The organism is Xanthomonas sp. LMG 12461 (genome assembly GCF_009192935.1).
In the GTDB taxonomy this organism is placed as follows: Bacteria; Pseudomonadota; Gammaproteobacteria; order Xanthomonadales; family Xanthomonadaceae; genus Xanthomonas_A; species Xanthomonas_A sontii.
Genome location: NZ_NQYT01000042.1, coordinates 23,164 through 49,486, shown reverse-complemented (window position 1 = coordinate 49,486; position 26,323 = coordinate 23,164). Strand labels below are relative to the sequence as shown.

Annotated in this window: 18 protein-coding genes; 14 read left to right on the top strand and 4 right to left on the bottom strand. The window is 69.3% G+C overall.

The window, feature by feature from the left end; genetic code table 11:
* The first annotated feature begins 5 nt into the window (after window positions 1-5).
* From CEK68_RS11640 to CEK68_RS11610, 7 genes are all read left to right on the top strand, one after another.
* Window positions 6-1,361, top strand: a complete 1,356-nt coding sequence (locus CEK68_RS11640) for a WD40 repeat domain-containing protein (RefSeq protein WP_226977855.1) — start codon at window positions 6-8, stop codon at window positions 1,359-1,361.
* Window positions 1,358-2,857, top strand: a complete 1,500-nt coding sequence (locus tag CEK68_RS11635) for a diguanylate cyclase (protein WP_152239455.1) — start codon at window positions 1,358-1,360, stop codon at window positions 2,855-2,857. The genes CEK68_RS11640 and CEK68_RS11635 overlap by 4 nt, the downstream gene beginning before the upstream one ends.
* A 426-nt stretch (window positions 2,858-3,283) precedes the next feature.
* Window positions 3,284-3,880 carry an MFS transporter permease gene (locus CEK68_RS11630; RefSeq protein WP_152239454.1) on the top strand — a complete coding sequence of 199 codons (597 nt, stop codon included), beginning with the start codon at window positions 3,284-3,286 and terminating at the stop codon, window positions 3,878-3,880.
* A gap of 152 nt (window positions 3,881-4,032) precedes the next feature.
* Entirely contained in the window at window positions 4,033-4,749 is a 717-nt protein-coding gene (locus CEK68_RS11625; protein WP_053069717.1) for a YitT family protein, read from the top strand.
* Between the two features lie 590 nt (window positions 4,750-5,339).
* Window positions 5,340-6,653, top strand: coding sequence for a hypothetical protein (locus CEK68_RS11620; RefSeq protein WP_226977854.1), 1,314 nt, complete (start codon window positions 5,340-5,342; stop codon window positions 6,651-6,653).
* A 37-nt stretch (window positions 6,654-6,690) separates the two neighbouring features.
* Complete coding sequence (locus tag CEK68_RS11615) at window positions 6,691-8,760, top strand: LodA/GoxA family CTQ-dependent oxidase (protein ID WP_152239453.1); 2,070 nt, start codon at window positions 6,691-6,693, stop codon at window positions 8,758-8,760.
* A gap of 49 nt (window positions 8,761-8,809) precedes the next feature.
* Window positions 8,810-9,925, top strand: coding sequence for an FAD-dependent monooxygenase (locus CEK68_RS11610; protein ID WP_152239452.1), 1,116 nt, complete (start codon window positions 8,810-8,812; stop codon window positions 9,923-9,925).
* A 210-nt stretch (window positions 9,926-10,135) separates the two neighbouring features.
* On the opposite strand, the gene CEK68_RS11605 is transcribed toward CEK68_RS11610, so the two are convergent.
* From CEK68_RS11605 to CEK68_RS11595, 3 genes are read right to left on the bottom strand one after another with little or no spacing between them, the layout of a single operon-like run.
* Window positions 10,136-11,299: a hypothetical protein gene (locus CEK68_RS11605; RefSeq protein WP_152239451.1), complete on the bottom strand. Its 1,164-nt coding sequence runs from the start codon at window positions 11,297-11,299 to the stop codon at window positions 10,136-10,138.
* Window positions 11,300-11,352: 53 nt separating this feature from the next.
* Window positions 11,353-11,892 (bottom strand): DNA-3-methyladenine glycosylase I, encoded by a 540-nt coding sequence (locus tag CEK68_RS11600; RefSeq protein WP_152239450.1) that lies wholly within the window; start codon window positions 11,890-11,892, stop codon window positions 11,353-11,355.
* A 14-nt stretch (window positions 11,893-11,906) separates the two neighbouring features.
* Complete coding sequence (locus CEK68_RS11595; RefSeq protein ID WP_152239449.1) at window positions 11,907-13,700, bottom strand: DUF4153 domain-containing protein; 1,794 nt, start codon at window positions 13,698-13,700, stop codon at window positions 11,907-11,909.
* Window positions 13,701-13,805: 105 nt separating this feature from the next.
* On the opposite strand from CEK68_RS11595, the gene CEK68_RS11590 reads away from it, so the two are divergent.
* The 7 genes from CEK68_RS11590 to CEK68_RS11560 all read left to right on the top strand — a co-directional run bounded on the left by CEK68_RS11590 (window position 13,806) and on the right by CEK68_RS11560 (window position 25,299).
* Window positions 13,806-14,372, top strand: a complete 567-nt coding sequence (locus CEK68_RS11590; RefSeq protein ID WP_010344126.1) for a YqgE/AlgH family protein — start codon at window positions 13,806-13,808, stop codon at window positions 14,370-14,372.
* 7 nt (window positions 14,373-14,379) lie between these two features.
* Window positions 14,380-14,877 (top strand): Holliday junction resolvase RuvX, encoded by a 498-nt coding sequence (gene ruvX, locus CEK68_RS11585; protein ID WP_152239461.1) that lies wholly within the window; start codon window positions 14,380-14,382, stop codon window positions 14,875-14,877.
* Window positions 14,878-14,896: 19 nt separating this feature from the next.
* Entirely contained in the window at window positions 14,897-15,844 is a 948-nt protein-coding gene (locus tag CEK68_RS11580) for an aspartate carbamoyltransferase catalytic subunit (protein ID WP_152236595.1), read from the top strand.
* A 209-nt stretch (window positions 15,845-16,053) separates the two neighbouring features.
* Entirely contained in the window at window positions 16,054-18,054 is a 2,001-nt protein-coding gene (locus tag CEK68_RS11575; protein WP_152239448.1) for a M1 family metallopeptidase, read from the top strand.
* Between the two features lie 419 nt (window positions 18,055-18,473).
* Entirely contained in the window at window positions 18,474-19,538 is a 1,065-nt protein-coding gene (locus CEK68_RS11570) for a polysaccharide lyase family 1 protein (RefSeq protein ID WP_017910646.1), read from the top strand.
* A gap of 451 nt (window positions 19,539-19,989) precedes the next feature.
* On the top strand, window positions 19,990-22,248 hold the full coding sequence (locus CEK68_RS11565; protein ID WP_152239447.1) for a methyl-accepting chemotaxis protein: 2,259 nt from the start codon (window positions 19,990-19,992) through the stop codon (window positions 22,246-22,248).
* A gap of 798 nt (window positions 22,249-23,046) precedes the next feature.
* A complete protein-coding gene (locus CEK68_RS11560) occupies window positions 23,047-25,299 on the top strand; it encodes a methyl-accepting chemotaxis protein (RefSeq protein ID WP_152239446.1) in 2,253 nt (750 codons plus the stop codon).
* A 178-nt stretch (window positions 25,300-25,477) separates the two neighbouring features.
* Here the strand turns inward: CEK68_RS11560 and CEK68_RS11555 are convergent, their stop codons facing one another.
* Window positions 25,478-25,960 (bottom strand): hypothetical protein, encoded by a 483-nt coding sequence (locus CEK68_RS11555; protein ID WP_152239445.1) that lies wholly within the window; start codon window positions 25,958-25,960, stop codon window positions 25,478-25,480.
* Window positions 25,961-26,323 lie beyond the last annotated feature (363 nt).

Sequence of the window (26,323 nt, the reverse complement as noted above, 5' to 3'; positions counted from 1 at the left end):
TTCCTGTGCGGGTGTCGAGTTTTCAATCAAGCGTCCGTCGTCGGTCCATCGTGGACGCGTCAGCCGAAGGGAGGGAAGCCGCCATGAACGAACTGCCTGAAGTGCTTTGGTCGAACGAGCCGCATGCCGGCGACTACATCAATTCCGTGGCGGTGTCCGACGATGGCAATGTCATCGTCGCCGGCACCTTCTTCCACGATTACGGCGATACGACGCAGACGTCCGGGCTGGACGCAGTGCCTGTCGAGCAGCGCAAGGTCTTCGAGCGTATCGCGCCTGCTGCCACGCGCAGCGACGTCGGCAACGATCAGCAAGGGTGTTACGGCACCTACGCCTGGGATGGGGCCGGCAACCTGCTGCTGAAGAAGGAATTCGAAGGCTGGCAGGGCGTGTACTGGGTCGATGTCGCGGGGGACGGGGGCACCATGGCCAGCTGCGGCTGGAAGAGCCAGCAACCGTACGCCGGCTTCATCGGTGCCTGGGCGGTCTCGGGCGGGAAGGAATTGCTGTCCTATGCGCTCCCCGGTCGCGGCAACATGGTGTCGCTGGACGCGCGTGGGCAAACGTTGCTGGCCGGGGCCGAGCAGGGCTATCTGTTCTGCCGCGAGGGCGACGCGTCCTTCGGTGCGCCCGTGTGCATCGCGCTGAGCGCCGGCGGCACCGGCGACAGCGCTGACAGCGTCATCGCCACCGGCCTCGCCGCCGATGGCACGATCGGACTGGTGGCCAGCGCACAGGGCGAGATCATCCTGTTCTCGATCGCAGCGGGACAGCCGGGGACGCTGACGCGTTGGCAGTTGCCCAAGCAGGCCCGCGTCCATGCCGCGGCGCTGTCGGGCGATGGCCGTCGCGCCTATGCCGGCGCCAGCGACGGCACGCTGTATGCGTTCGACGTGGCGGCGTTCCAGAAAACGCCTGGGCCGGCCTGGACCGAGACGGTGCCCGAGGGCGCCACCACCATCTACGGGGTGGCCTGCGATCGCGCTGGCAACAAGGCCGCGATCGCCGGCAATCTCAAGGGCGGTGGCGTCGTCGCCGTGTACGCCGATGCCGGCACCGCCGCGACGCTGCAGTGGACCGCGCACAGCGCGCACTCGCCCAACTGCCTGGCGTTCGACCCCGACGGGCGCTGGCTGGGGCTGGCCGATGGCCATCCCGATGGGACGCCCGGCGGGTTCACCCTCTGGAACGCGGTCGACGGCACGGCGCTTTGGTCCTATGGCACGGACAACATGAGCTGGCCGATCCGTCTGAACAGCGGTGCCACCGTGGTGGTGGGCGGCAGCGACGACGGCTCGGTCACCGCCTTCGTCGGCCCCGGTTCGGCGATCGGCCGTGGCCGTGCGGAGTCGGATGGATGACAGGCCGGGACGCCGAGGCGCCGTTTGGTACGCGCGTCGCGGCGCCGCGCCGTCCCGGCGCGCTGCTGGCGCTGTCGGCGGTACTGGTGGTGGCATGGCTGGCGGTCTTCGAGTTGGCGCGGGTCCTGGGTTATCAGCCGCATGCGAGCCTGTGGTTCCCGCCGGTGGCGGTGACGCTGGCCACGTTCATGGTGCTGGGCTGGCGCGGTGCGCCGGCGATCGCCATCGCCTGCATGCTGGCCACGCTGCTCAGCTTCTATCGCACCAGCGGCCATCCCGTCGTCCCCGGTCGGGCGGTGCTGGGATACGCGCTGTTGTTCACCGCCCAGCAGTTCTGCGTCTGGGGCGGGCTGGCCTGGCTGCTGCGCCTGGTCGGCCGCTGGGTGTCCTCGAGCAGCCTGCCACGTGTGGTCACCTGCTTCATCCTGGGGGGCGGGGTGGCGTCGCTGCTGTCTGCCTGCCTGGGCGGCGCGGGGCTGGCCGTCACCGGCGCCATCGACTTGCCGAGCATGCTGGCGCAGTTGATCCCGTGGGCGATCGGCGACTACGCCGGCCTGCTGGCGCTCGGCCCGCTGGCGATCGTCGGGGTGCTGCGCCTGGCCGAGTGGCTGCAGATCGTGCCGCAGCCGGGTATCCCGCGCCTGTCGGGGATGGTCGCGCCGGCCGGAAGCGTCTCTGCCTATCTGGTCAAGCTCGCGTTGCTGCTCGGCGTCACCCTGGCGGTGATGGCGCTGGCGGCGGCGTTGCCGCGGCAGCCGGCCGTGGTGTTCGCGCTGTTCGTGGTGGTGGTGATCCAGTTGTGGATCGTGCATACCCACGGGATGCTGCAGGCGCTGGTGGCGATCGCGGCCTTCAGCCTGCTGATTGCCGTGGCCACGCCGTTGCTGCGGCTCGAGGCGCAGGCGCTCGCGCTGCAGTTCGCCATGATCAGCCTGGCGGCGAACAGCTACTTCGGCCTGGCCGTCCCCGGGCTCTATGCCGACAACACGCGGCTGCGCCATGCGCTGGTGCGCGATCCGGTGACCGCGGCGCTGTCGCGCACCGGATTCCTGGAGCAGGTGCTCAACGATCTGCAAGTGGCCGCGCAGGACCCACGTCCGCTGGCGGTGATCGTCGCCGACATGGACAACCTCAAGGCGATCAACGACCAGTTCGGACATGCCGCCGGGGATGCGGCCCTGCGCGCCTTCGTCAAGCGCTGCCGGCGTTGCCTGCGACCGGGCCAGTTGCTGGGGCGCCGGGGCGGGGACGAGTTCGCGCTCTACCTGCCGCTGACCACGCCGGAGAGGGCGCAGGGGCTGATCGACGCGCTGCGCGGTGCGCTTGCCAAGCCCGGCGACGACGACGGATTCGCGACCGCACTGTCGGCCAGCTTCGGCCTGGCCCTGTGCCACCGCCGGGATCTGGACGCGGAGGCGCTGGAGGAGCTTCTCGAACGCGCCGATGCAGAAATGTACGCGGACAAGCGGCAGCGCCGCGCGGTGGCTGTGCGCTGAGGGTTCCGCTTGTCCCGTCGGGAGGAGTTGCCAGCAGGGGCGGATGAGGGGAGGGCGAAGCCTCGTGGTCTTGGTTCGGCGGGACGCTTCGCGCCGTACCCTCACCCCAACCCCTCTCCCGAGGGGAGAGGGGCTTTGCTGTTCCTTCTCCCCTCGGGAGAAGATGCCCCGAAGGGGCGGATGAGGGTACGGGCGAAGCCTCGTAGATCAAGCCAGCGCGTCGCTTAGCGCCGGACCCTCACCCCAACCCCCGCTTCGCGCCCCGGCCCGCGCTTGCGGCGCGGGCGCTCCAGGGTGCGCGCGCCAGTGGCGCGCAGGCCGCACCCTGTCGCCCCGGTGGGAGAGGGGCTTTAGCTGTTCCTTCTCCCCTCGGGAGAAGGTGCCCCGAAGGGGCGGATGAGGGTACGGTGAGCCAGAATGTCGCCCATGCAAACAGACAACCCCTACGCCGCTCCCGTCGCCACGCTGCCCGACACCGAGAGCGCTGCGGCACCCGCCGACCCGCTGTCCACGCTGTTCGCGCCCTCGGCGGCCAAGCTTGCGCTGCTGTGCGCGACCAGCTTCGGCTGGTATGCGCTGTACTGGTTCTACCGCAACTGGCGCGCCTTGCGCCTGCTGTCCGGGCGACGACGCATCTCGCCGGTGTGGCGCTCGGTGTTCTCGCTGCTTTGGGTATTCGGCTGCTTTCGCGGGCTGGAACGCATCATCGGCGCGCAGCGTGGCGCACTGGTCGGCTGGCTGGGGCCGGCGTTGGCCTATGTCTGCCTGAGCCTGCTCGGCGTGTGGCCCTCGGCACTGTCGTTGTTGACGCTGCTGACCTGGACGCCGGTCCTGCTGGTCAACCAGCGCCTGGCGCGATTCAAGCAGGCGCGCGGCTTGCCGCAGAGCCCGGCCGAGCGCTTCACTGCCTGGACTTGGGCGTGGCTGGCGATTGCCGGGCCGTTGGCGCTGCTGGTGATGATCACGATGATGAGGGCGGTGACCATCGGCCACTCCATCGACATCGATCTGCCGCAGCGATAGGTCACGAACGCCAGGCGGAATCGGGGAGGCCACAGGGTCGGTATCCGGCGTCGACACGCGGCAGGGACGATCCGCTGCGAGTCTTCAAAGTTTCATATGCAACCACCGCCCGCTTGGTGTCTAATACCGCCCCCCACGCTGTGCCCCCTCCCGTGAGCCTTCCCGATTCCGATCTGCGTCCGGACCTGGACCCGTTGCCCGACGACGGCACCGTCGTCACCGCCGGACCGCTGACCCCGCCGCCGGATTCGGCCGGCACCGTGCAGGATGCGCGCGCGCTGCGCCACAGCGTGGCCGAGGACGTGCAGGGCATGCTGCTGGCGACCCTGGTGGCCTCGCTGGGGCTGGCGGTGTTCGCCCACGGCGGGCTGATGATCGGCGGCATGGCCGGCGTGGCCTTCCTGCTGCACTATGCGCTTGGCTGGAACTTCGGCCTGATGTTCGTGCTGGTCAACCTGCCGTTCTATTGGCTGGCAGTGCGGCGCATGGGCTGGGAATTCACTCTCAAGACCTTCGTCGCGGTCGCCGCCTGCGGCCTGCTGACCGACCTGCTGCCGCGCTGGGCGCAGTGGGCGACGATGACGCCGCTGTTCTCGGCACTGGTCGGCGGCGCGCTGGTCGGCCTGGGCATCCTGTTCTTCATCCGCCACCGCGCCAGCCTCGGTGGCGTCGGCATCCTCGCGGTCTACCTGCAACGCAGCCGCGGCTGGAGCGCGGGCAAGGTGCAGATGAGCTTCGACGCGGCGCTGATGGCGGTGGCGTTCTGGCTGCTGGCGCCGCAGCAGGTGCTGTACTCGGCGATCGGTGCGGTGGTGCTGAGCCTGGTGCTGATGTTCAACCACCGCGCCGGCCGCTACATGGGCGTGTGAGGTCCGCCGCCGGTCGCCGTCGCGCGATCGGCGACCCGTGCGTCGCAGCAGGCAGGGGTTCCTTGCGGTGGCGCGAACGTCGCGCGATCTGCACGTACCGCATCTGCTCATGCATGACATGCCTGCACTGCCTGCAGGCCAACGACGCATTGTCGCGCCGTGCTGCGCGCGACAGCCGCCGCGCTGCACGGCAACTGTCTACGGAATCTCCGCGGTGTCTACGAAACAGCCTTGCTGTCCAAGTGTGACGCAGCGCATGCTGCTGTCGAAGAAAGGATGAGTGCGCACGGACGGCGCAACGCGATCGCGGGGAGCGCGATCCCACCTGCATGACGTTCACCACGATGTTCGACGCCGCGCCTGCGCGGCGGCGCGGCGCTGCCTGTCCGGCGCGCCGCGACGGCTGCCGGCGCTTACAGCTTTTCCACGGAACGAGGGGCAGTGCGATGAAACGTGCGATGGGATTCGCAGCATTGGTCTGTGTGGTGGTCGCGGCGTGCTCTGCCGTGAATCCTGGGTCGGGATCGAAGCCCGGCAGCAGTGGCGGGACGGTCACGCCGACACCTGCACCCGGGGCCGGGCCGGGGCCGATGCCGAGCGCATCGAGCTGCGCGCCACCGGCGGCGCCAGCGCCCTCGTGGTTCCCGCATGCGCAGACGCCGGCACCGGATTCGGCCGGCTTCCAGTCCAGCAGCAATTGCGCCTTCCATCAGTGGTCGTGGAATGCCTTCCTGTGGCTGACCCAGGACGTGGGCGGGCAGCCGCGTTTCCTGACCATGCCCAGCGACGGCATCGGTGGCGTCGCCAAAGGCGTCCTCGATCCGCTGATCGGTCGCTCGCAGCAGGCGCGCACGGTGGAGCTGATCGATCAGGCAGGCCCGGACGGCGTGCTGGTGGATCGGCATGGGCGCGCGGTCTATTACTCGATCCATTCCAACGATGTGTTCGGCCAGTTCATCGCCAGCAATCACCTGCAGGATCCGAAGGCGTTGCGCGCCTTCGATCCGAAGGCGGCATTCCCGGTCGGCAGCATGACCCTGAAGGCGGCGTGGAAAGTGGTGCAGCCGGGCGAGGACGTGTCCACGTTCTATACCCGCCAGGCGCAGATCGCCAAGCTGGGCATGCGCAAGGGCAAGATCATCGCCACCGGCGACACCGAAACCCAGACCGTGGCGCTGGTCGGCTTCCACATCGGCGGCACGGTCGCCGGCCATCCGGAGATGATCTGGGCCACGTTCGAGCACCGCGACAATGCACCGGATGTGGACACGTCGCTCAATCCGGGCCAGCCCGTCTCCGACAAGGACTGGACCTTCTACAAGGCCGGTACCCCGATCGAACAGTGCAACGTCAACGCCGCCGGTGCCGGTGCGCTGACCTTGAACGCGCAGACCCAGACCCTGAGCCCGGTGACCCAGGTCTGCCGCATGGTGCCGTACGGCGGGCAGAAGCCGTGCCCGCTGGGATCCAAGGACTGCAACATTCCCAACATCAAGTCGATCAACGCCTCGGTGCAGGCGCAGTTGAACGACGTGTGGAAGAACTACTTCGAGGTCGGTGCGATCTGGTTCGTGGCCAAGGATGCGTTGGCGCCCAACTGCACGTTCCAGCCGGGTTCGGCCCTGGAATGCATTCCCTCGCCGACACCCGAAGGTGCGCCGCCGCTGCTCACCGGCTCGATCAAGCTGTCCAATTCCACCATCGAGACCTTCACCCAGGTGCAGAGCACGCAGAACAACTGCTTCGCCTGCCACAACACCACCCAGGTGATTTCGCCCGATCCGCGCGCGCAGTCGTTGCCGGGGCTGAACGTCAACATCAGCCATGTGGTGATCAACGACTACTTCCAGGCGCAGTTGCCGCAGAAGGCCCCACCGGCGGCGCGGCCGGCCACGCCGCGCTGAGGCGCGCCCCTCTCATCCGGATCAGGAGCAAGTCACCATGACCAGCAACGTGTTTCGCGTGCATCCGGCAATCGGCATCGGCCGCGTTGGCGACAGCCAGGAGTTCTATCTCGCACCGGTGACCGCGGCCGGCACCCGCGGTGCCGACGGGCTGATGGGCGGGCTGCCGGTGCAGCCCGGCACCGAGTCCACGCCGATCACCGCCGAGCAGTTCCGCGACGCCGCCGGCAACGTCAAGCGCCAGGCCGCGCGCTTCCACATCTATGCCTACCCCAGCGGCAGTTCCGGCACGTATCCCAACGGCGGCGGCGTGCGCGTGGACGTCGGCAGCACGATCGACGGCAAGACGGTCAAGGACATCGTCTGGACCGTGCATCTGGCCAACAAGAAGCTCAACAACTACTCGACGGTGAGCCAGGGCGGCCAGTTTCGCGGCATCGGCGCCTACGAGGAGCCCGGGCTGCTGGAACTGCGCAACCCGAACTATCCCGATGCCGCAAATCCCAGCGATCCCAACGATCCGACACGGTTGCGGCAGTTGGTGATCGATGCAGGACCGCGCGCGCTCAGCGCCGCCGCGGCGGGCAGCGCCGTGGTTGGCTTCGACATGACCAGCACCGCCAGCTACGCCGATGCCAGCGGCACGATCCACCCGCAGCCGGCCTATCCGGTCAGCTTTCCCTCGATGTTCCATACGCTGCACGAACCGCTCGGCAAGCTCGATTCGTTGGGCGACATGCGCGTGGAGGCCAACGGCGCGCTGATCGTGGCCGGCGGCTTCGCCCGCACCTCGGCGGTGATCGGGGCCGATGGCAGCTATCCGCCGCTGGAGGACGCGACCGAGAACGGCCTGTGGTACGACGACGCGGCCGATGGCCCGGTCAATGCCGTGCTGATCTTCAACGACGGATCCACCGCCAGCGTGCAGGGTGCCTGGTACGTCACCGGCGATCCGGGCTATGCGCCGCAGACCCGCAACGTGGTGTCCACCTGGGACGACGTCTACGACGTGTGGGTGCGCGCATTGGGTCTGGTGCCGTCGCTGTACGCCAACAACGCATTCGTCGCCACCTACCAGCCGTCCTTCAGCGACGACATCCAGCCGATCTTCCACGCGGCGATGCTGCAGCGCTGGAACACCAATCTGCCGTCGGGAGCGGTCAAGGGCCACGACATGATCGGGCAGATCCAGCCCACCGACGATCCGAGCGCGAAGATTCCCAACCTGAAGACGCTGATCCGCGACCCGGCCTCCGCCGCCGACACCGAGACCGGCTCGCCGATGATGCCGCTGTCGCTGGGCGATGCGCAGAAGAGCTTTCTCAGCGTCAGTTCCACCCAGTACTTCCTGCTGAGCCAGTGGCACGGCAAGAACTACGTGCAGGGCGGCGCACCTGTGCTGGGCCCTGGCGAAGCGCTGGACCGCGTCACCCTGCAGAACTGCCTCGGCGGCCGCTACAGCCCGGGCATCGAGGTATCGTTCCCGATCCGCGACGTGAACCTCTACGTGCAGGACTGGAAGGCCCAGGATTGCGGACCGTTCCGCATCAACCAGGCGCCGCTGGACTACAGCAAGGCGAATCAGGGCAGCGCGTTCCTGAGCTTCGGCTATGTGCCGCTGCAGCAGCACCTGGTGGAGCCGGGCGACCTGTCCAAGTTCATGTCTGTGCCCTGGCACACCGACTACAACTCCTGCGCCACCCATCTGCCCGATCCCAATCCGGGGCAGCAGACCGTCAATCCGAACAACACCTTGTTCTGGTCGTGGCCGGCCGAGCGGCCGTTCGCGGTCTACCCGGCTGCGCTGTGCCAGGTCGACCCCGACGACGACACCTGGTACCTGGGGCCGCAGGTCTATTCGGTGCGTGGCGAAGGCACCGACAGTCCGTATCCGACCAGGGCCGGACGCTTCCAGGCGTACGCGGACTTCGTCGCCAACTGGTCCAAGGTCGGCTTCGTCATCAGTGGCGCGCAGATCGCGCAGGTTTCCGGCAAGCCGCCGTACCCGGCCGAGCTGTTCCTCGAAGTGGCGAGCCAGTTCGATCCGGGCCAGGACTTCGTGGCGCCGTGGCCGATGGCGAACATGCCGGTCGATCCGAAGGTGTGATGAGCACGCACCTCGGGAGCATATGGACGTCTCTGGACGGGACACGCCGATGAGCGCGCACGACCGCTGCGCCGTCGCCATCGTCGGCGGCGGCGCGGCCGGCTGCGCCACGGCGCTGGCGCTGGCCGCGCGCGGGGTCGAGGACGTGGTCGTGGTCGACATGGGCCGCGCCGCAGGCTGGCGGCTGGGCGAGGCGCTGGCGCCGACCGCCAGTGCGGCGCTGCAGCGGCTGGGCGTGTGGGACGCGTTCCTGGCGCAGCGGCCGCTGGCCTCGGCCGGCAGTTGCGCCAGCTGGGGCCGGCCGGAGTTGGGCTACAACGATTTCATCGTCGCCGGCCACGGCAAGGGCTGGCACGTGGACCGCGCCGCCTTCGACGCGATGCTGGCCGCGGCGGTGCCGGCGCAGGGCGGCACGCTGCTGCGCGGCCTGCGTCTGGGCGCGGTCGGTCGCGCCGCCGATGGCGATCACGTGCTGGAACTGCACGAAGAGCAGGGCGGCGTGCGCCGGCTGCGCGCCGGGTTCCTGGTGGACGCCAGCGGCATCGCCGCCGCGGCAGTGCGGCGGCTGGGCGTTGCCCGCAACGAGGTGGATTGCCTGGCCTTCGTCGCCGGTGTGTTCGCGCTGGAGCAGGCCGAGGCGATTCCGTCGCAGGCCTTGCTGGAGGCCTGCGCCGACGGCTGGTGGTATGCGGCGAAGTTGCCGCATGAGCGCTTGATGCTGGCCCTGGCGCTGGAGCCGCGCCGGCAACGTCAGTACCTGGACCGCGACGTGTGGCTGGCGGCGGCGCAACAGACCCGGCATGTCGCGCAGTGGTTGGCGCAGGGCGCGGCGTGCGCACCCGAGGCCGATGGCCTGATCGCCGCACTGGGGCCGTCGGCGATTCTCAGCCGCGTGGTGGGCGCCGACTGGTTGGCAGTGGGCGACGCGGCCAGCGCCTACGATCCGCTGACCGCGCACGGCATCGTCAAGGCCCTGCAGGACGGCGAGGCCGCCGCGCACGCACTGGCAGCGCATCTGCAGGGCGCCGGCCCGGCGCCGCTGGCGGCGTACCAGGAGGGCGTGTTCGCGCGCTTCCGCGCCTACCTGCGCGAACGCGTGGCGCTGTACGCGCGCGAGCGGCGTTGGGCGCAGGCGCCGTTCTGGCAGGCGCGGCTGGCGGGGTGATGCCGACCGACACGCCGTGCGCGAGCGGTAGAGGACGCCGGCGCTCAGATCCCTTCAACGCCAACCACTTGCCGGCGGTATTGGGTTGCCACCGGCGCTATCCGTGCTCGCGTGCCAACGCCGCCGTTTCCGGCGTGACCCAGCGGGGGCGCATTTCCGTTGCATCGCGCGCGAGCCGGTGGCGACCGATCCGCGGTGATCCGCCCACGTTCACTGCGCGGGCGGTGCCGCCGCGGTCAGCCTGACGCTGCTGCGCTCGCGCTTGGACAGCAGCGGCAAGGTCACCGCCTGCTCGCCGGGCGCGGCGTACAGCCACAGCGCACAGCAGGCAGCGTAGGAGGTCAGGTTGCTGCTGCGGAAGGCGACGATGCTGGCGCTGTAGCAATCCGATCCGTGCCGCAGGCGTATGTCGGCGACGTAGTCGAACGTATAGTGACCTGGCCCGTGCCACGGCCATTGCGCGCGTTCTTCAGGGTCGCTGGTCGCTGCTGGAACCGGGCAGCGCGCGTCCGGGTTCGGTCGGCGTTGCCGGCCCTGTGCGTCGAAACCGAGGCGCTGCAACTCCCGGTCCGCGACCGCGCGCAGTTGCGGGTGCTGCGTCAGCCAGCGTGCGGCGTCCTGCTCTTCGGTCGTGGCGTCCGCAGTATCTGGCGCAGGCGCCAGCGTATGCCGATAGCGGTAGCGCACCTGCAGCACGCGGGAGCTGCTGTGCTCTTGCGGCAGCGGCGATAGCGGGCGCGACAGCGTCAGCGTGTCCTGGAAGTAGTCGCCGTCGCGATAGGCGGCATAGCTGCGGCCGTCGATGCGCAGCCAGTACAGGGTCTGATCGCTGCCGCGGCCGTTGATGCTGAAGGTGCCTGTCGCCGGCGCTGTGTCGGGTGCGGTGTTGGGTAGGGCAAGGAAGCCGTGTACGGGGTCGCGGCGCAGCACCGTGATCTCGGTGAACAGGCCAGTGCCGCCGACATAGGATGTGATCACCAGATCGCGTTGCCCGTCTTCGTCCAGATCGAGCAGGGTGTAGTGGTCGTCGCCGTTTTCGGAAACGTCGTCCTGCGCGGTGCCGGCGTCACCCAGGTATGTGCGCACCGCTTGCCATTCGTCTGCGGTGACGCCGGCCGGTTGCACGAGTGGCGCGGCTGCGGCGCCCGCTGCGGCGAGGTCGAAGCTCACGCCAGTGGTGTCCTCATGGCGCTGTAGCACCGTGTCGATCGGCGTGGGGTTGCTGGCCGGTTCGGCTTCGATCTCGCGGCGCAGTTGCTCGAGTACCTGCGGCAGCGTCGCCGTCCCGGGGGCGGCCGCATGCGCGGGCGCCGGGCATGCGGCCAGTGCGAGCAGCGCCGCCGTCGCCCACGATGTCGGCCGTATCCGTGGCATCCACCGTGGTGCGGCGGCGAAGCGTGCAGGCGCAGCAGGCGCTGTGGCGCCGCTCACGCGCTGCGCATCCACGGCGGATTCAGCTGCACGATGCGCGCGAACGCCGGGCAGTCTTCGCGGTGCGCGCCGGGCAGGTAGCCCAGGCTCATCAGGAACTCGCCGGTGATCTCGCCGCCGGTGAAGCGGAAGGTGCGCTTGAACAGCTTGATCCACTCGGCCTTGCTGCGCGGATGCTGCGCGTCCAGCCACGCGGCGAAGCTGCCGTGGCTGGACCGCAGGCGCTGGATCACCTGCGCGTTGTAGATCGCCGCCTGCACCTTGAGCCGGTTGCGGATGATCCCGGCATCGCCGAGCAGGCGCAGCACGTCGGCCTCGTCGAAGGCCGCCACCGTGTCCACGTCGAACCCGGCGTAGGCGGCGCGGAAGCCGGCGCGCTTCTTCAGCATCAGTTCCCAGCTCAGCCCGGCCTGGTTGATCTCCAGCACCAGCCGCTCGAACAGGTCGGCTTCGGCGCGTTGCGGCACGCCGTACTCGTGGTCGTGGTAGTGGCCGTGCACCGGGTGCCCGGGGGCGATATCGCAGTAGCTGCTCATGCGGCGGGTATCCGTCAGTCGATCTGGTCGTTGGGGTCGGCGGGGTACAGCTCGGTCCGCTGGGTGCCGGGCAGTTGCAGGTCGGGCCAGCGCCGCGGCAGCACCTGCAGCTTGCCGTCACGCAGTGCCTGGTACAGCGCCTCGGCGTTGTCGCCGTGGCGCGGGAAGAAATGCGTCCGCGCCACGTCGCGCCAGCCGCTGCCCGGGTCGGTGTGGATCCGGCATTCGACGCCGTAGCCGGCGCTGGCATTGCACAGCAACACGTCGTCGTGGCCATCGCCATCCAGGTCGCGGCGCAGCGCCACGCACTGCGCGCCCTCGCGCCGGCAATTGCCGTCCTCGATCTTGCCGGCCAGCAGCGCCTGCCACCAGGCGGCGTCGGGCTCGGCGCTGCCGGCGGCCGGCACGATGCGCTGGCGCACCTGCAGCGGATCGTCGCTGCGCGGCGTTTCGTCGTCCTCGTCGCCCCAGCGCTGCTGGCGCTGCAGCATCCGCTGCAGGCGTTCGCGCTGCACCGGGTCGTCGGCGAACGCGGGCACCTCGCGCAGCGCCTGTACCGCGCGGTAACCGCGGCGGCCGCTGTCGAAGCGCAGGTAGGCCAGGTCCAGTTGCGCCGCGCTGGTGCGGCCATCGGCCAGGCGCTGCAGTTGGTCGCCGACGACCAGGCGGTAGGGGTCCAGCAACGGCGAACTGGTCGCCAGCGCCAGGCCGATCACCACCCACGACAACACCCGGTTCACCGGCGCCAGCGGCTGCAGCCAGCGTGCGCCCGGGCGCAGCACCGCCCAGGCATAACCGCATGCGTAGCCGCAGGCGACCACCGCGACCAGCACCCCGGCAAAGCGCTCGGTACTCCAGCCGTACTGCCCGATGCGCAGCCACAGCGCGTACAGCGCCAGCCCCGCGTACAGCGGCAGGCTCAGCAGCCCGGCGTCGATCACCCGTTGCAGCCAGGCCGAGTAGGGCGCGTCGGCGGTGCCGTCCTGGTACACCGCATTGACGAAGACCACCAGCGTGGCCACCACCGCGATCAGGATGCTGGCCGCAGCCCGGGTCTCCCACAGCGGCTGCAGGCCGGTGAACGGCAGGCTCAGCGCGAACAGCACCGCCACGAACGCCAGCAGCGGCAGCAATCCGGTGCAGATCGCGAACAGGATCTGCCGCATCACCTGCACCGCACGCTGCTGGGTGCGGCCGATCAGGATGCCCAGGCCGAACATGGTGCCGGTGGCCAGGTAGACGAAGGCGGTCTGCCGGAACAGGTCGCGGAACAGGGTCAGCTTGACCAGCGCGAACAGCGCGCCCCACAGCCACAGCACCAGCCAGCAGATCCCCACGAACAGCAGCGCCAGCGCCAGGGTCAGCGCGTTCTGCCAGGCATGCTCGAACAGGTCGCGGTACGGCGCCTGCCAGCGCCCGTGCCGCAGCCGGCACTGCAGCCACGGCAGCAGCACGAACATCGCCAGCGCCACGGTCGCAGCGAACGGGCCCAGCACCTGGCCGGCGCGCAGGCCGGGCGCGCCGGTGGCGTTCCACACCGCCCAGGCGGACAGGGCCGCCACCAGCACCGCCACCGCGATGGTGTGCTGCCACAGGCGCAGCGCGCCCAGGTGCCGCACCGACAGCAGGGTCATGGTCGGCACGGTCAGCACCAGGGTGTACCAGCACACCTGACCGCCCAGGGAGCCGAACGGCCACAGGCCGCGCTCGGCGCCGCGCTGCGCCAGGTACAGCAGCGCGCCCTGCAGCAGGGCCACCAGCACGATGAAGGCGCGGGTCTGGCGTGGCAGGTCGGGGGGCGTGTCCATGCGTGCGTGCTCCTGGGCGACCGGTCGCGGCCGCGGTCGGGCGGATTATGGCAGCCCGCCGCAGCCCGGGCAGCGCGCACGCGGGAGGGACGATAGAATGGGGCCATGTCCGCTTTGCCCACGCCTCTGGCCAACCAACTGCTGATCGCGCTGCCGGCGCTGTCCGATCCCAACTTCGCCCGCAGCGTGGCGCTGATCTGCCAGCACGACGAGAACGGCGCGATGGGCGTGGTGGTCAACCGCGCCTCCGAATACACCCTGGGCGAAGTGCTGGAGCAGATGGGCATCGAGACCATCGACGCCACGCTGCGCGAGCAGGTGGTGCTCAGCGGCGGGCCGGTGCATCCGGAGCGCGGCTTCGTCATCCACGACGGCGCGCACGGCTGGGATTCCAGCCTGGCGTTCGCAGACGGCCTGTACCTGACCACCTCGCGCGACGTGCTCGAGGCGATGGCGCGCGGCGAGGGGCCGCGCAACGCGGTGGTCGCGCTGGGCTGCGCGGGCTGGGGCGCCGGCCAACTGGAGTACGAACTGGGCGAGAACAGCTGGCTGACCGCGCCGGCCGATGCCGAACTGCTGTTCGAGCTGCCGCTGGAGCGGCGCTGGCAGACCGCGGCCGGGCGCATCGGCGTGGACCTGTTCCGCCTCACCGACTACAGCGGGCATGCCTGAGTCCGGCCTGCCTGCGCCTGGCGCGTCCGCGCCCGCCAGCGCCGCGCCCGCGACGATCCGCCGCGACGGCACCGTGCTCGGCTTCGACGTCGGCCACCGCCGCATCGGCGTGGCCGTCGGCAGTTATTTCGGCAACGGCGCGCGCGCGCTGGCGGTGATCGACGTGCATGCGCAGGGGCCGGACTGGCTGGCGCTGGACCGCCTGCATGCCGAATGGCGGCCGCACGGCCTGGTGGTCGGCGATCCGCTCACCCTCGACGGCGCCGACCAGCCCAACCGCAAGCGCGCGCACGCCTTCGCCCGCGAACTCGGCGCGCGCTACCGCCTGCCGGTGGTGCTGGTCGACGAGCGCTCCAGTTCGGTCGAGGCCGCGCAACGCTTCGCGGTGGACCGCGCGGCCGGCCGCAAGCGCCGCCGCGACGCCGCCGCGCTGGATGCGGTGGCCGCCGCGGTGATCGTGGAGCGCTGGCTGGCCGCGCCCGACGACGCCATTCCCCCTCCCTGATCCACTGCCCGGACCCGCCATGACTGATCCGCAACTCGATTCGAACGGGCGCCTGCGCCACCTGCTGACCCTGGAAGGGCTGCCGCGCGCGACCCTGCTGCAACTGCTGGACCGCGCCGGGCAGATCCGCGACGCGGCGGTGGGCCGGGTCGGCAAGCGCAACGTGCTGGCCGGCACCGCGGTGTGCACGCTGTTCTTCGAACCGTCCACGCGCACCCGCAGTTCTTTCCAGCTGGCCGCGCAGCGGCTCGGCGCCGACGTGCTGAACTTCGACGCCTCCACCTCGTCCACGCGCAAGGGCGAGACCGCGCGCGACACGCTGAAGAACCTGGAAGCGATGGGCGTGCGCGGCTTCGTCGTGCGTCACCCCGAGGACGGCGCGGTGGAGCGTCTGGCCGAGGCGGCGGGCGAGGGCACCGCGCTGATCAACGCCGGCGACGGCCGCAGCGCGCATCCCACCCAGGGCCTGCTCGACATGCTGACCCTGCGCCACGCCAAGGGCGGCGATTTTTCCAAGCTCAAGCTGGTCATCGTCGGCGACGTCAAGCACTCGCGGGTGGCGCGCTCGGACCTGCACGCGCTGCGTACCCTCGGGGCCGGCGAAGTGCGCGTCTGCGGCCCGCGCGCGCTGCTGCCCGACGACGACACCCTGGACGGCTGCGTGGTCGGCGAGGACTTCGACGCCATGCTCGATGGCGTGGACGCGGTGATGATGCTGCGCCTGCAGCGCGAGCGCATGGAGGAAGGCCTGGTGACCTCGCTGGAGGACTACCACGGCCAGTACGGCCTCACCGCCGAGCGACTGCGCCGCGCGTCCAAGGACGCGGTGGTGCTGCATCCGGGCCCGATCAACCGCGGCGTGGAGATCACCGACGAAGTCGCCGACGGCGCGCAGTCGTGCATCCTGCGCCAGGTCGCCAACGGCGTGGCGGTGCGCATGGCGGTGCTGGAGACCTTGCTGGGCTGAGCCCGGCGCGCGTCACCCTGCCGTCGTAGGAGCGGCGCTTGTCCCCTTCAGGGATCAGCTGCGATGGGCCTTCCCGGTAGCGCCCATCGCGGCTGAAGCCGCTGCTACGCGGCCTTGCCGAGCATCCGCTGCCGAAGGTGGCGAACGGCACATTCGCGCCACCCCCAATCGGCCTACCATCGGCGGCGATCCTCCCCACGGACGCCACCATGATCCTTGTCCTGCGCCGCGCTGCGTTCGCCGCGGCTTGTGTTTCCCTTGTCGCCGCCGCCCAGGCCGATGCCGCCACTACCGCCGCCGCGGATGGTGCCGGCACCTACGATCCGCAGGCGCTGTTCGCACCGCTGCAGTTGCCGCAGCCGGCCAACGCCTACCGCAGCGGCGGCGGCGTGCCCGGCCCGCAGTACTGGCAGAACCGCGCCGACTACGACCTGCACGCCACCCTGGAACCGGCCACGCACACGCTGCGCGGCCAGGAGACCATCACCTACAGCAACCGCAGCCCGGACACGCTGGACGTGCTGTGGCTGCAGCTGGACCAGAACCTGTACCGCAGCGATGCCCGCGCCCGCAACTTGCGCGCCGCGCGTGCCGACCGGCCCGCGCCGCAGAGCACCGAGGGCTACCGCATCGCCAAGGTGGAACTGGAGCAGGGCGGCAAGCGCGTGGCGGCCACCTTCCTGATCGACGACACGCGCATGCGCGTGGATCTGCCGCAGCCGCTGGCCAGCGGCAAGGCGCTCAAGCTGCACATCGACTACGCCTACACCGTGCCCGGCACCTGGGGCGGCCGCACCGCGGTCACGCCCACCCCCGACGGCGACATCTACGAGATCGCGCAGTGGTATCCGCGCATGGCGGTGTACGACGACCTGCGCGGCTGGGACACCCAGCCCTACCTGGGCGCGGAGTTCTACCTGGAGTACGGCGATTTCGACTACGCGGTGACGGTGCCGTGGAACTATCTGGTGGCTGGGTCCGGCGAGCTGGTGAACCCCGCGCAGGTGCTGACCGCCACCCAGCGCCAGCGCCTCGCGCAAGCCGCCGCCAGCGACAGCACGGTGACCATCCGCGGCGCCGATGAGGTGGGCACGCCGGCCAGCCGGCCCAGCGCCAGCGGCACCCAGACCTGGCGCTTCCACATGGACCACACCCGCGACGTCGCCTTCGCCGCCTCGCCAGCGTTCGTGTGGGATGCGGCGCGGATCAACCTGCCCGAAGGCAAGCATGCGCTGGCGATGTCGGTGTATCCGCGCAGCGCGGTCGGCAGCGACAAGTGGGGCCGCTCCACCGAGTTCGTCAAAGCCTCGATCGAACACTTCTCGCAGTGGTATCCGTACCCGTGGCCGGCGGCGGTGAACCTGGGCGGCCACGGCGCCGGCATGGAGTACCCCGGCATCGTCTTCGACGACATGGAGGACGGCGGCAAGCAACTGTTCTGGATCACCGCGCACGAACTCGGCCACGGCTGGTTCCCGATGATCGTCGGCTCCAACGAGCGCCGCCACGCCTTCATGGACGAGGGCTTCAATACCTTCATCGACGTCTACGCCTCCGACGCGATCAACCATGGCGAATTCGCGCCCAAGCGCGATGGCGAGTACGCGCCCGGCGGCGGCAACCCGGTGGACGAGATCCTGCCACTGCTGGCCGACGCGCAGGCGCCGACCCTGCTCGATCGCGCCGACGCCACAAGCGAGAAATACCGGCACCCACTGACCTACTTCAAGGGCGCGCTGGGCCTGGTGCTGCTGCGCGAACAGATCCTCGGGCCGGCGCGCTTCGATCCGGCGTTCCGCAAGTACATCGCCACCTGGGCCTACAAGCACCCGACGCCGTCGGATTTCTTCCGGCTGATGGAGAGCGAGGCCGGCGAGGACCTGAGCTGGTGGTGGCGCGGCTGGTATTTCAACAACTGGCAGCTGGACATGGGCGTGCGCGCGGCCGCTTACGTCGATCATGATCCGGCCAGGGGCCTGCTGGTGACCCTGCGTAGCCGCCAGAAGCTGGTGATGCCGGCGACCCTGCGCATCGACTTCGCCGACGGCAGCCATCTGGATCAGCGCGTGCCGGTGGAGACCTGGATGCAGCAGACCCAGCCGCAGATCCGGGTGCCGAGTACGCAGAAGGTGCTGCACGTGACCCTGGATCCGGATCACGTGCTGCCCGACGCCGACCGCAGCGACAACCGCCTGGACACGGTGAGCTGAGCGCGTTGCGGCCATCCGGCGCCTGTTCGGCGTCGGATGGCCCGCGCAAACGTGCTGCGGCCGCAACATTCGCGGCCGCGCAGCGCCGGCGTGCGCTTGTCCCTGCGCAGTGCGCCGACGGCGATGGCGATGCGCGCGATGCACGGCCGTTCGCCGTCGTTGCCGGCGAGGTGCGTCCAACGCAGCGTGCGTGCGGACGGCCTGTCCCCGGCTGTCGCTGTCTGTCTCCTGCGGACCGTGCGTGTCCGCTTGTCCTGTCCCGCGCGGCGAACGGAGCGCAGGGTTCCAGTTCTGCGTCGCGGCGATTGCGCGGGCCGCCGCGTGCATTCCAAGAATGCCGCCGGCCCCCACGCCCCGTGCCGGCGCATGCATGCACTGTCATGCGTCCTGCACTCATCGCGACAGATGGGAGAGACATCATGCAGCAGCAGTTCCGCAGGGGCGCACTGGCGCTCGCTCTGGCCGTCGGCGCCGCCCCGGCCTTCGCCGGCCCGGTCGGCTACGGCGCCAACACCACCGGTGGCGGCAACGCCATTCCGGTCAACGTCGCCACGATGGAGGCGATGCAGGCGGCGATCGACAACTACGCCGGCTCCGGCGGCCTGGTGCTCAACTACACCGGCAGCTTCAACTACGCCAGCATCACCGACGTATGCACGCAATGGAAGCTGCCGGCCAAGACCGTGCAGATCAAGAACAAGCGCGACATCACCATCAAGGGGGCGAACGGCTCCTCGGCCAACTTCGGCGTGCGCGTGGTCGGCAATGCGCACAACGTCATCATCCGCAACATGACCATCGGCCTGCTGCCCGGCGGCGAGGACGCCGATTCGATCTCGCTGGAAGGCAATTCCAGCGGCCAGCCGTCCAACATCTGGGTGGACCACAACACCATCTTCGCCTCGCTGACCAAATGCCCCGGCGCCGGCGACGCGTCCTTCGACGGCGGCATCGACATGAAGAAGGGCGTCAACCACGTCACCGTGTCGTACAACTACATCCACGACTACCAGAAGGTCGCGCTCAACGGCTACAGCGACAGCGATACCCAGAACGCCGCCGCGCGCACCACCTACCATCACAACCGCTTCGAGAACGTGGAATCGCGCCTGCCGCTGCAGCGGCGCGGGTTGAGCCACATCTACAACAACTACTTCAACAACGTCTTCACCTCCGGCATCAACGTGCGCATGGGCGGGGTGGCGCTGATCGAAGCCAACTACTTCGAGAACATCAAGAACCCGGTGACCTCGCGCGACAGCAGCGAGATCGGCTACTGGGACCTGATCAACAACTACGTCGGCAGCGGCATCACCTGGACGGTGCCGGAGAGCACCAGCAAGCCCTACGCCAACGCCACCACCTGGATCTCGTCCAAGACCTATCCCGAGTCGCTGGGTTACATGTACACGGCGATCCCTGCCGCGCAGGTCAAGGCCAAGGTCATCGCCACCGCCGGTGCCGGCACCAACCTGGCCGAGTGAGGCACGCCGCCTCCGCGCCCGGCGGCGCGGAGGCCGGTCGCCCGGGCGGTCGCGGATATATGCCGTTTACGACATTTTTGGTGTGCGCGTGGCGACGCCTGTGGCGGTAGGTGTGACGTGCGCCAGCGCCGCTAAGGCGCCTTCTAGTCCTTGTTTCACATGGAATTTACGGGTGTGCAAGGGTGGCGTGAGGGAAGACGCGCAACGTGTACATCGTAGTCACGATGCTGAGGGGATTTAGGAAACTGTGCGCAGTTGCGCATCAAGATTCCGGGCGGGTCGCCGTTACCTAGTATGAGTACCCGCATGGGACACCCCCGATGCGGCCGGTGATGGAAGTGTCTTTTCCTTCTTCTCCGTCGCATCGCGCCCAGGCCGTTGGCCCGAGGGTGTCCTGCGCGATCCAGGTCGTGACGCGGGCTGCTCTCCTTTTCTTACTTGGTGGCCCCTCATGATCGGAATCCTGCAACGCTACAACGTCGGGACGCGGCTCGCGTCCGCCTTCGGCGTCCTCATCCTGCTCTCCTGTGCGCTCGTCGTCGCCGGGCTGCTGACGCTGAAACAGGCGCGCGAGATGATGGACACCATCGTCAACCGGCGCATGCAGATCCTCGATTACACCGGCGAAATGCGCAATGCCAGCGCACAGGTGGCGGTCAATCTGCGCAACATCGTGCTGCCGACCACGCAGGAAGAGAACGAGCGGTTCGCCAAGGCTGTCGACCAGCAGCGCCGCTACTACGGCGAGGTCCACGACAAGCTCTATGCGATCCCGGTCAGCGATGCCACCGGCGCGCAGATGCGCAAGGCCATCGACGACGCCTACGAACTGACCCGTCTCGCCAACCAGAAGGTCCTGGACCTGGGCATGGCCAACAAGGCCGATGAGGCATTGAAAGTCCTGATGGCGGAGGCCGGACCGGCGACGCAGCAATGGCAGGAGGCGATCAATACCTATGCCAACCGGCAGCGCACGCGCGGTGCCGAGGCCTACGCCGGCGCCAACGTCGCGATGGACCGCGGCCGCAGCCTGCTGGTGGCCGGTGGCGTGCTCGTGGTGCTGGTCAGCGGCCTGCTGGCCTGGCTGATCACCCGCAGCCTGACCGTGCCGCTGACCCGCGCCACGCGTGTCGCCGAGGCCATCGCCAGCGGCAAGCTCGACAACGACGTACGCACCGACGCCCGCGACGAAACCGGACGTCTGCTGGTTGCGATGCAGGGCATGCAGCAGCAGGTCAGCAACCTGATCGGCGCGCAGTTGGAAATGGCCAAGCGCCACGATGCGGGCGAAGTCAGCCACCGCATCGAAGCGCAGGCCTTCCCGGGCGACTACGGGCGCATGGCGGCCGAGACCAATGCGCTGGTGGCCTCGCACCTGGCGGTGAAGACGCGCCTGGCGCAGATCATGGGCCGCTACGCGATCGGCGACCTGTCGCAGGATATGGACCGCCTGCCCGGCGAGGAGGCGGTGCTGAGCCAGACCATGGACGAGGTCAAGGCCAACCTGTCGGCGATGAACGGGCAGATCAAGCAGCTGGCGACGTCCGCGGCCGACGGCGACTTCAGCGCCCGCGGCGACGCCGAGCGCTTCCAGTACGACTTCCGGGTGATGGTGGACAGCCTCAACCAGTTGATGGCCACCGCCGATGGCAACCTGCAGGCACTGTCGACCCTGCTGCAGGCGATCGCCGCGGGCGATCTGACCGCGCGCATGCACGGCGATTTCCGCGGCGTGTTCGCGCAGATGCGCGACGACGCCAATGCCACCGCCGAGCAGCTGGCCGGCATCGTCGGACGCATCAAGCACTCGGCGGTGTCGATCAATGCCGCGGCCAGCGAGATCGCGGCCGGCAACGACGATCTGTCGCGCCGCACCGAGCAGCAGGCCGCGAGCCTGGAAGAAACCGCAGCCTCGATGGAGGAACTGACCTCCACCGTTCGCCAGAACGCCGAGCATGCGCGTCAGGCCAATCAGCTCGCCGCCGGTGCGGCCTCGGTCGCCTCGCAGGGCGGCGACGTGGTCGGCCAGGTGGTGACCACCATGAGCGGCATCGAGGATGCGTCGCGGCGCATCGCCGACATCATCTCGGTGATCGACGGCATCGCCTTCCAGACCAACATCCTGGCCCTCAACGCGGCGGTGGAAGCCGCGCGTGCCGGCGACCAGGGGCGCGGTTTCGCCGTGGTCGCCAGCGAGGTGCGCACCCTGGCGCAGCGCTCGGCCAGCGCGGCCAAGGAGATCAAGAGCCTGATCGACGATTCGGTGAGCCGCGTCGCCGAAGGTTCGGTCCTGGTCGACCAGGCCGGCAAGACCATGACCGAGATCGTGACCTCGGTGCAGCGTGTCACCGACATCATGGGGGAAATCTCCGCCGCCTCGCAGGAGCAGTCGGCCGGCATCGAACAGGTCAACCAGACCGTGACGCAGATGGACGAGAGCACCCAGCAGAACGCGGCCTTGGTGGAAGAGGCCAGTGCGGCGGCGCGCTCGATGGAGCAGCAGGCGGTGGAACTGAGCCAGGCGGTGGCGCTGTTCAAGCTCGACGCATCGGCGGCCACGCCGGTAGCGCAGGCGCCGCGGCACCAGGCCACCGCGACGCCCGCGGGCAAGCGCAGCGTCCTTCCGGCAGCGGCCAAGGCCGCACCTGTGCGGCGTGCGGCGCAGCCGGCGGCGGCGATGGCGCTGGACAAGGATTGGCAGGAGTTCTGAGCCGCACGGCGCTTGTCATCGGCGAGCGGCGCAATGCGCGTCGCTCGCCTGTCGCGTGGGGGTTGCCTTGCGGCTGCCGGCGCGGCGTCCCGCCGATCCGAGGATGTTCCACTGCGGTCGCGATGCCGTGCCTGCCTTGGCGCGGCACGCTGTTTCTGACCGACGCCCACGCCACGCGCGTGGGCGTCCTGCTCCGTCCTCACGCCTGCGTGGGGCTTACGCGCGTGTTGCCCGCGTGAGCCTCCAGCACGTCGTCACATGCGCCGCCGCCGTGCGGCAGACGCAGTGCGCGTGATGCGACGCGTCCCTTGTACGACAGCATCGTTGCCGCCGTGGCTGCGGCCGCGGGTTCCCGGCTGACGCTGCGAAGTGACCGCGATCGCGTTCCTGGTCTTCGCACCACGTGTCGAGGTCGCCGCCGTGCGGTCAATCGGAAAACTTTTTTCCTCGCTGCGACCTCGCGCCGCAAGCAAGCGTCGTGCCGGCCGTTGCAACATCACGTGCACGCGGCATTCACGCGAAAACGCCGATCCGGACGCCGTGCGAATGGCCTCTCCACATCCCTGTGATGTGCCTGAGGGTGTTCAATAAATTCCGTGCAATCGCCTCTCAAGTCCCCGCGCCGGGCGCCGTTACATCGCCCGCACATCGAGCGGAATGCGTCATCAAGCGTCTGATTCAAAACGCTTTTTCACGAATCATTCATCTCGTTCGATGCGGGCGCGCACAACGGCGGCTGGTCGGCGTGCGTGGTCCGCGGCGTTCCATCGCCCCTCTCATTCCCCCAAAGGCCATTCCATGATTGCATTCCTTCAGCGCTACAACGTCGGTGCCCGGCTCGCCACCGCGTTCGGCATCCTCATCCTGTTGTCCTCGGCGCTGGTCGTCGCCGGGCTGCTGACCCTGTTCCAGGCGCGCGAGCGACTGGACGGCATCGTCAACCGCAACATCGCCGCCATCCGCGCGTCCAGCGACATGCTCAACGCCAGTTCGGTCGTGGCCATCAATGTCCGCAACATCGTGTTGCCGACCTCCCAGGAAGACAACATCCGCTTCGCCAAGGTCGTCGTCGAGCAGCGCGCACGCTACCAGGAGGCGCGCAAGCGGGCGGGCGCCATCCCCAGCGGTGCGCAGAGCCAGGCCGTGCTGGAGGACGTCGATCGCGCCCGGCAGATGACCGTGGACGTCAACAACCGGGTGATGGATCTGGGCATGCACGACAAGCCGGACGAGGCCCTGGCCCTGCTGATGCGGGAGTCCGCGCCGCTGACGCAGAAATGGCAGGACGCCATCGCCCGCTATGCCGATCTGCAGGCCACCCGCAGCAACGAGGCCTATGCGGAAGCGACGGCGGCGATGGCGCGTGGGCGCGCCATGCTCATCGCCGGCGGACTGGCGGTGGTGCTGGTCAGCAGCCTGCTGGCGTGGCTGATCACCCGCAGCCTGACCGTGCCTCTGAATCGCGCCACCCGTGCCGCCGAGGCCATCGCAGCCGGCCGCCTGGACAACGACGTGGCCACCGACGCGCGCGACGAACCCGGCCGCCTGCTGCTGGCGATGGGTGGGATGCAGACGCAGTTGCAGCGCTTCTCCCGCGAAACCGCCTTGATGATTGAGCTGCATGCCGACAAGGACATCAGCCACCGCATGCCGCAGGACTTCCCCGGCGTGTACGGCGAACTGAGCAAGGGCATCAACACCATGATGTTCGAGCACCTGGACGCCATCGTCGAGGCGGTCGAGATCCTCAACGAATACGCCAACGGCGATCTGCGCCGCGACGCGCGCCGGCTGCCCGGCAGCCGTGCGGTGCTGCACGAGTCGATGGATGCGGCCAAGGCCAGCCTGCTGGCGATCAATACCGAGATCAAGCGCCTGGCCGCAGCGGCCGCCGCCGGCGACTTCAGTGCCCGCGGCGATGCGGCCAGTTTCCAGCACGACTTCCGGCTGATGGTGCAGGACCTCAACGCGATGATGGAGGTCAGCGACCGCAACCTGGGCAAGCTGTCCGCCCTGCTGCAGGCGATCGCCGCCGGCGACCTCACCGCACGCATGCACGGCGACTTCCACGGCGTGTTCGCGCGGATGCGCGACGATGCCAACGCCACCGCCGACCAGTTGACCGGCATCGTCGGCCGCATCCAGACCGCCGCGGTCAGCATCAATGCCGCCGCCAGCGAAATCGCCACCGGCAATGACGACCTGTCGCGCCGCACCGAGCAGCAGGCCGCCAGCCTGGAAGAAACCGCCGCGTCGATGGAGGAGCTGACCTCCACGGTCAAGCAGAACGCCGAGCACGCGCGCCAGGCCAACCAGCTCGCCAGCGGCGCGGCGTCGGTCGCGTCCCAGGGTGGTGCCGTGGTCGGTCAGGTGGTCGAGACCATGAGCGGCATCGAGGCCTCGTCGAAGAAGATCGCCGACATCATCGGCGTGATCGACGGCATCGCCTTCCAGACCAATATCCTGGCCTTGAACGCGGCGGTGGAAGCGGCGCGTGCCGGCGAGCAGGGCCGCGGGTTCGCGGTCGTTGCCAGCGAAGTGCGCACCCTGGCGCAGCGTTCGGCGAATGCCGCCAAGGAGATCAAGACGCTGATCGACGAGTCGGTGACCCGCGTCGCCGAAGGCTCGGCGCTGGTCGACCGGGCCGGCAGCACCATGCAGGAGATCGTGGCGTCGGTGCAGCGGGTGACCGACATCATGGGCGAGATCTCGGCGGCGTCGCAGGAGCAGTCGGCCGGCATCGAGCAGGTCAACCAGACCGTCACCCAGATGGACGAAAGCACGCAGCAGAACGCGGCGCTGGTGGAAGAAGCCACGGCGGCGGCGCGCTCGATGGAGCAGCAGTCGGTGGAGCTGACCCAGGCCGTGGCGCTGTTCAAGCTGGACGGCGCGCCGGCTGCGGCGCCGATGCCGGCTCCGTTGCCGCGCGGCAGGCACGCGACGCAGACGATGACGCGCAGTCCGCGCCCGCAGGCCGCGGCCGCACCGGCACGCCGCGCGCCGTCGTTCGCGGCGGCGGTGGCGCTGGACAAGGACTGGCAGGAGTTCTGAGTCGTTGCGGTCCGGTCGCCGGACTGTCGTTGGGTGCGGCCGCCTTCCTCGGAAGGCGGCCGCACGCGTTTGCCGATCGCTCGCCGGGCGACGGGGCCGATCAGGGCACCCGCGTCCGCCGATCGGCGGCGCTGGGTCACGCTGCGGCCGCCGGGCGCGGCCGCAGCGCGGTCGGCACTTACTGCGGCAGCTTGGTCTGCGGGCTCTTGATCACATACGAGGTGATGTACTCGCCGTTGGAGCCGTAGACCACCACGATGGTGGTGTTGGCGTCGCGGTAGACCACGGTGGCGTTGCACGGGCAACTCGCCGCGGCGGTGACCATGCCTAGCGGCTGGTTCTTCGCGTCGTTGACCGCGATCATCTGCTCCTCGGCGGCGCTGCCGATCGGCAGCCGTGCCTCGGTGCCCGGCGTGGCGGTGAGCACGGTGATGACCTCGTCCCGCAACGAGTTGATCTGTACGAAGCGCAGGCCGGCCTTCTCGAACGTGTAGACCTTGAACAGCGGCGACAGGCTGACGTTCTTCTTGCCGATAGGCAGGCGTTCGCCCATGCCCTGGATGGCATCGGCGGCGTTGAGCGGTGCGCGCTCGGCGGCCTGCAGGCAGGGCGCGGCCAGCGCGGCCGCCAGCACCGTCAGGGTCAGTAACGGTTTGATCATGGTGTCTCTCCTTGTCTGGATGTACGGACCTGTACGCCATGGGACGAGCGGCAGCCGCGGTCCTTTCCGGCCGGAGCGCCCGCAACGGGCCGTCTCCCGGCCCGTCGTCGCCTGCCGTCCTCCTGGATCCGCGTGCATGCCCTCATCGGCTGGTACGGAGACAGGAGATTCGGTGGGCGTCGAGTTCAGTATTTCTGACGTTAGTATCGCTGTCAATATGCAAAATCAACGAGATGGGGCAAAAGTCCGCGACGACTGCGGGTAAGGCAAATCCGTACATGTCGGGCATCGAGCGGTGCCGTCGTCTTGCCGGACGTGGGAGGGCCGCCAGCAACGCGCTCGCCGTCCGCCCCGGCGGTGTGG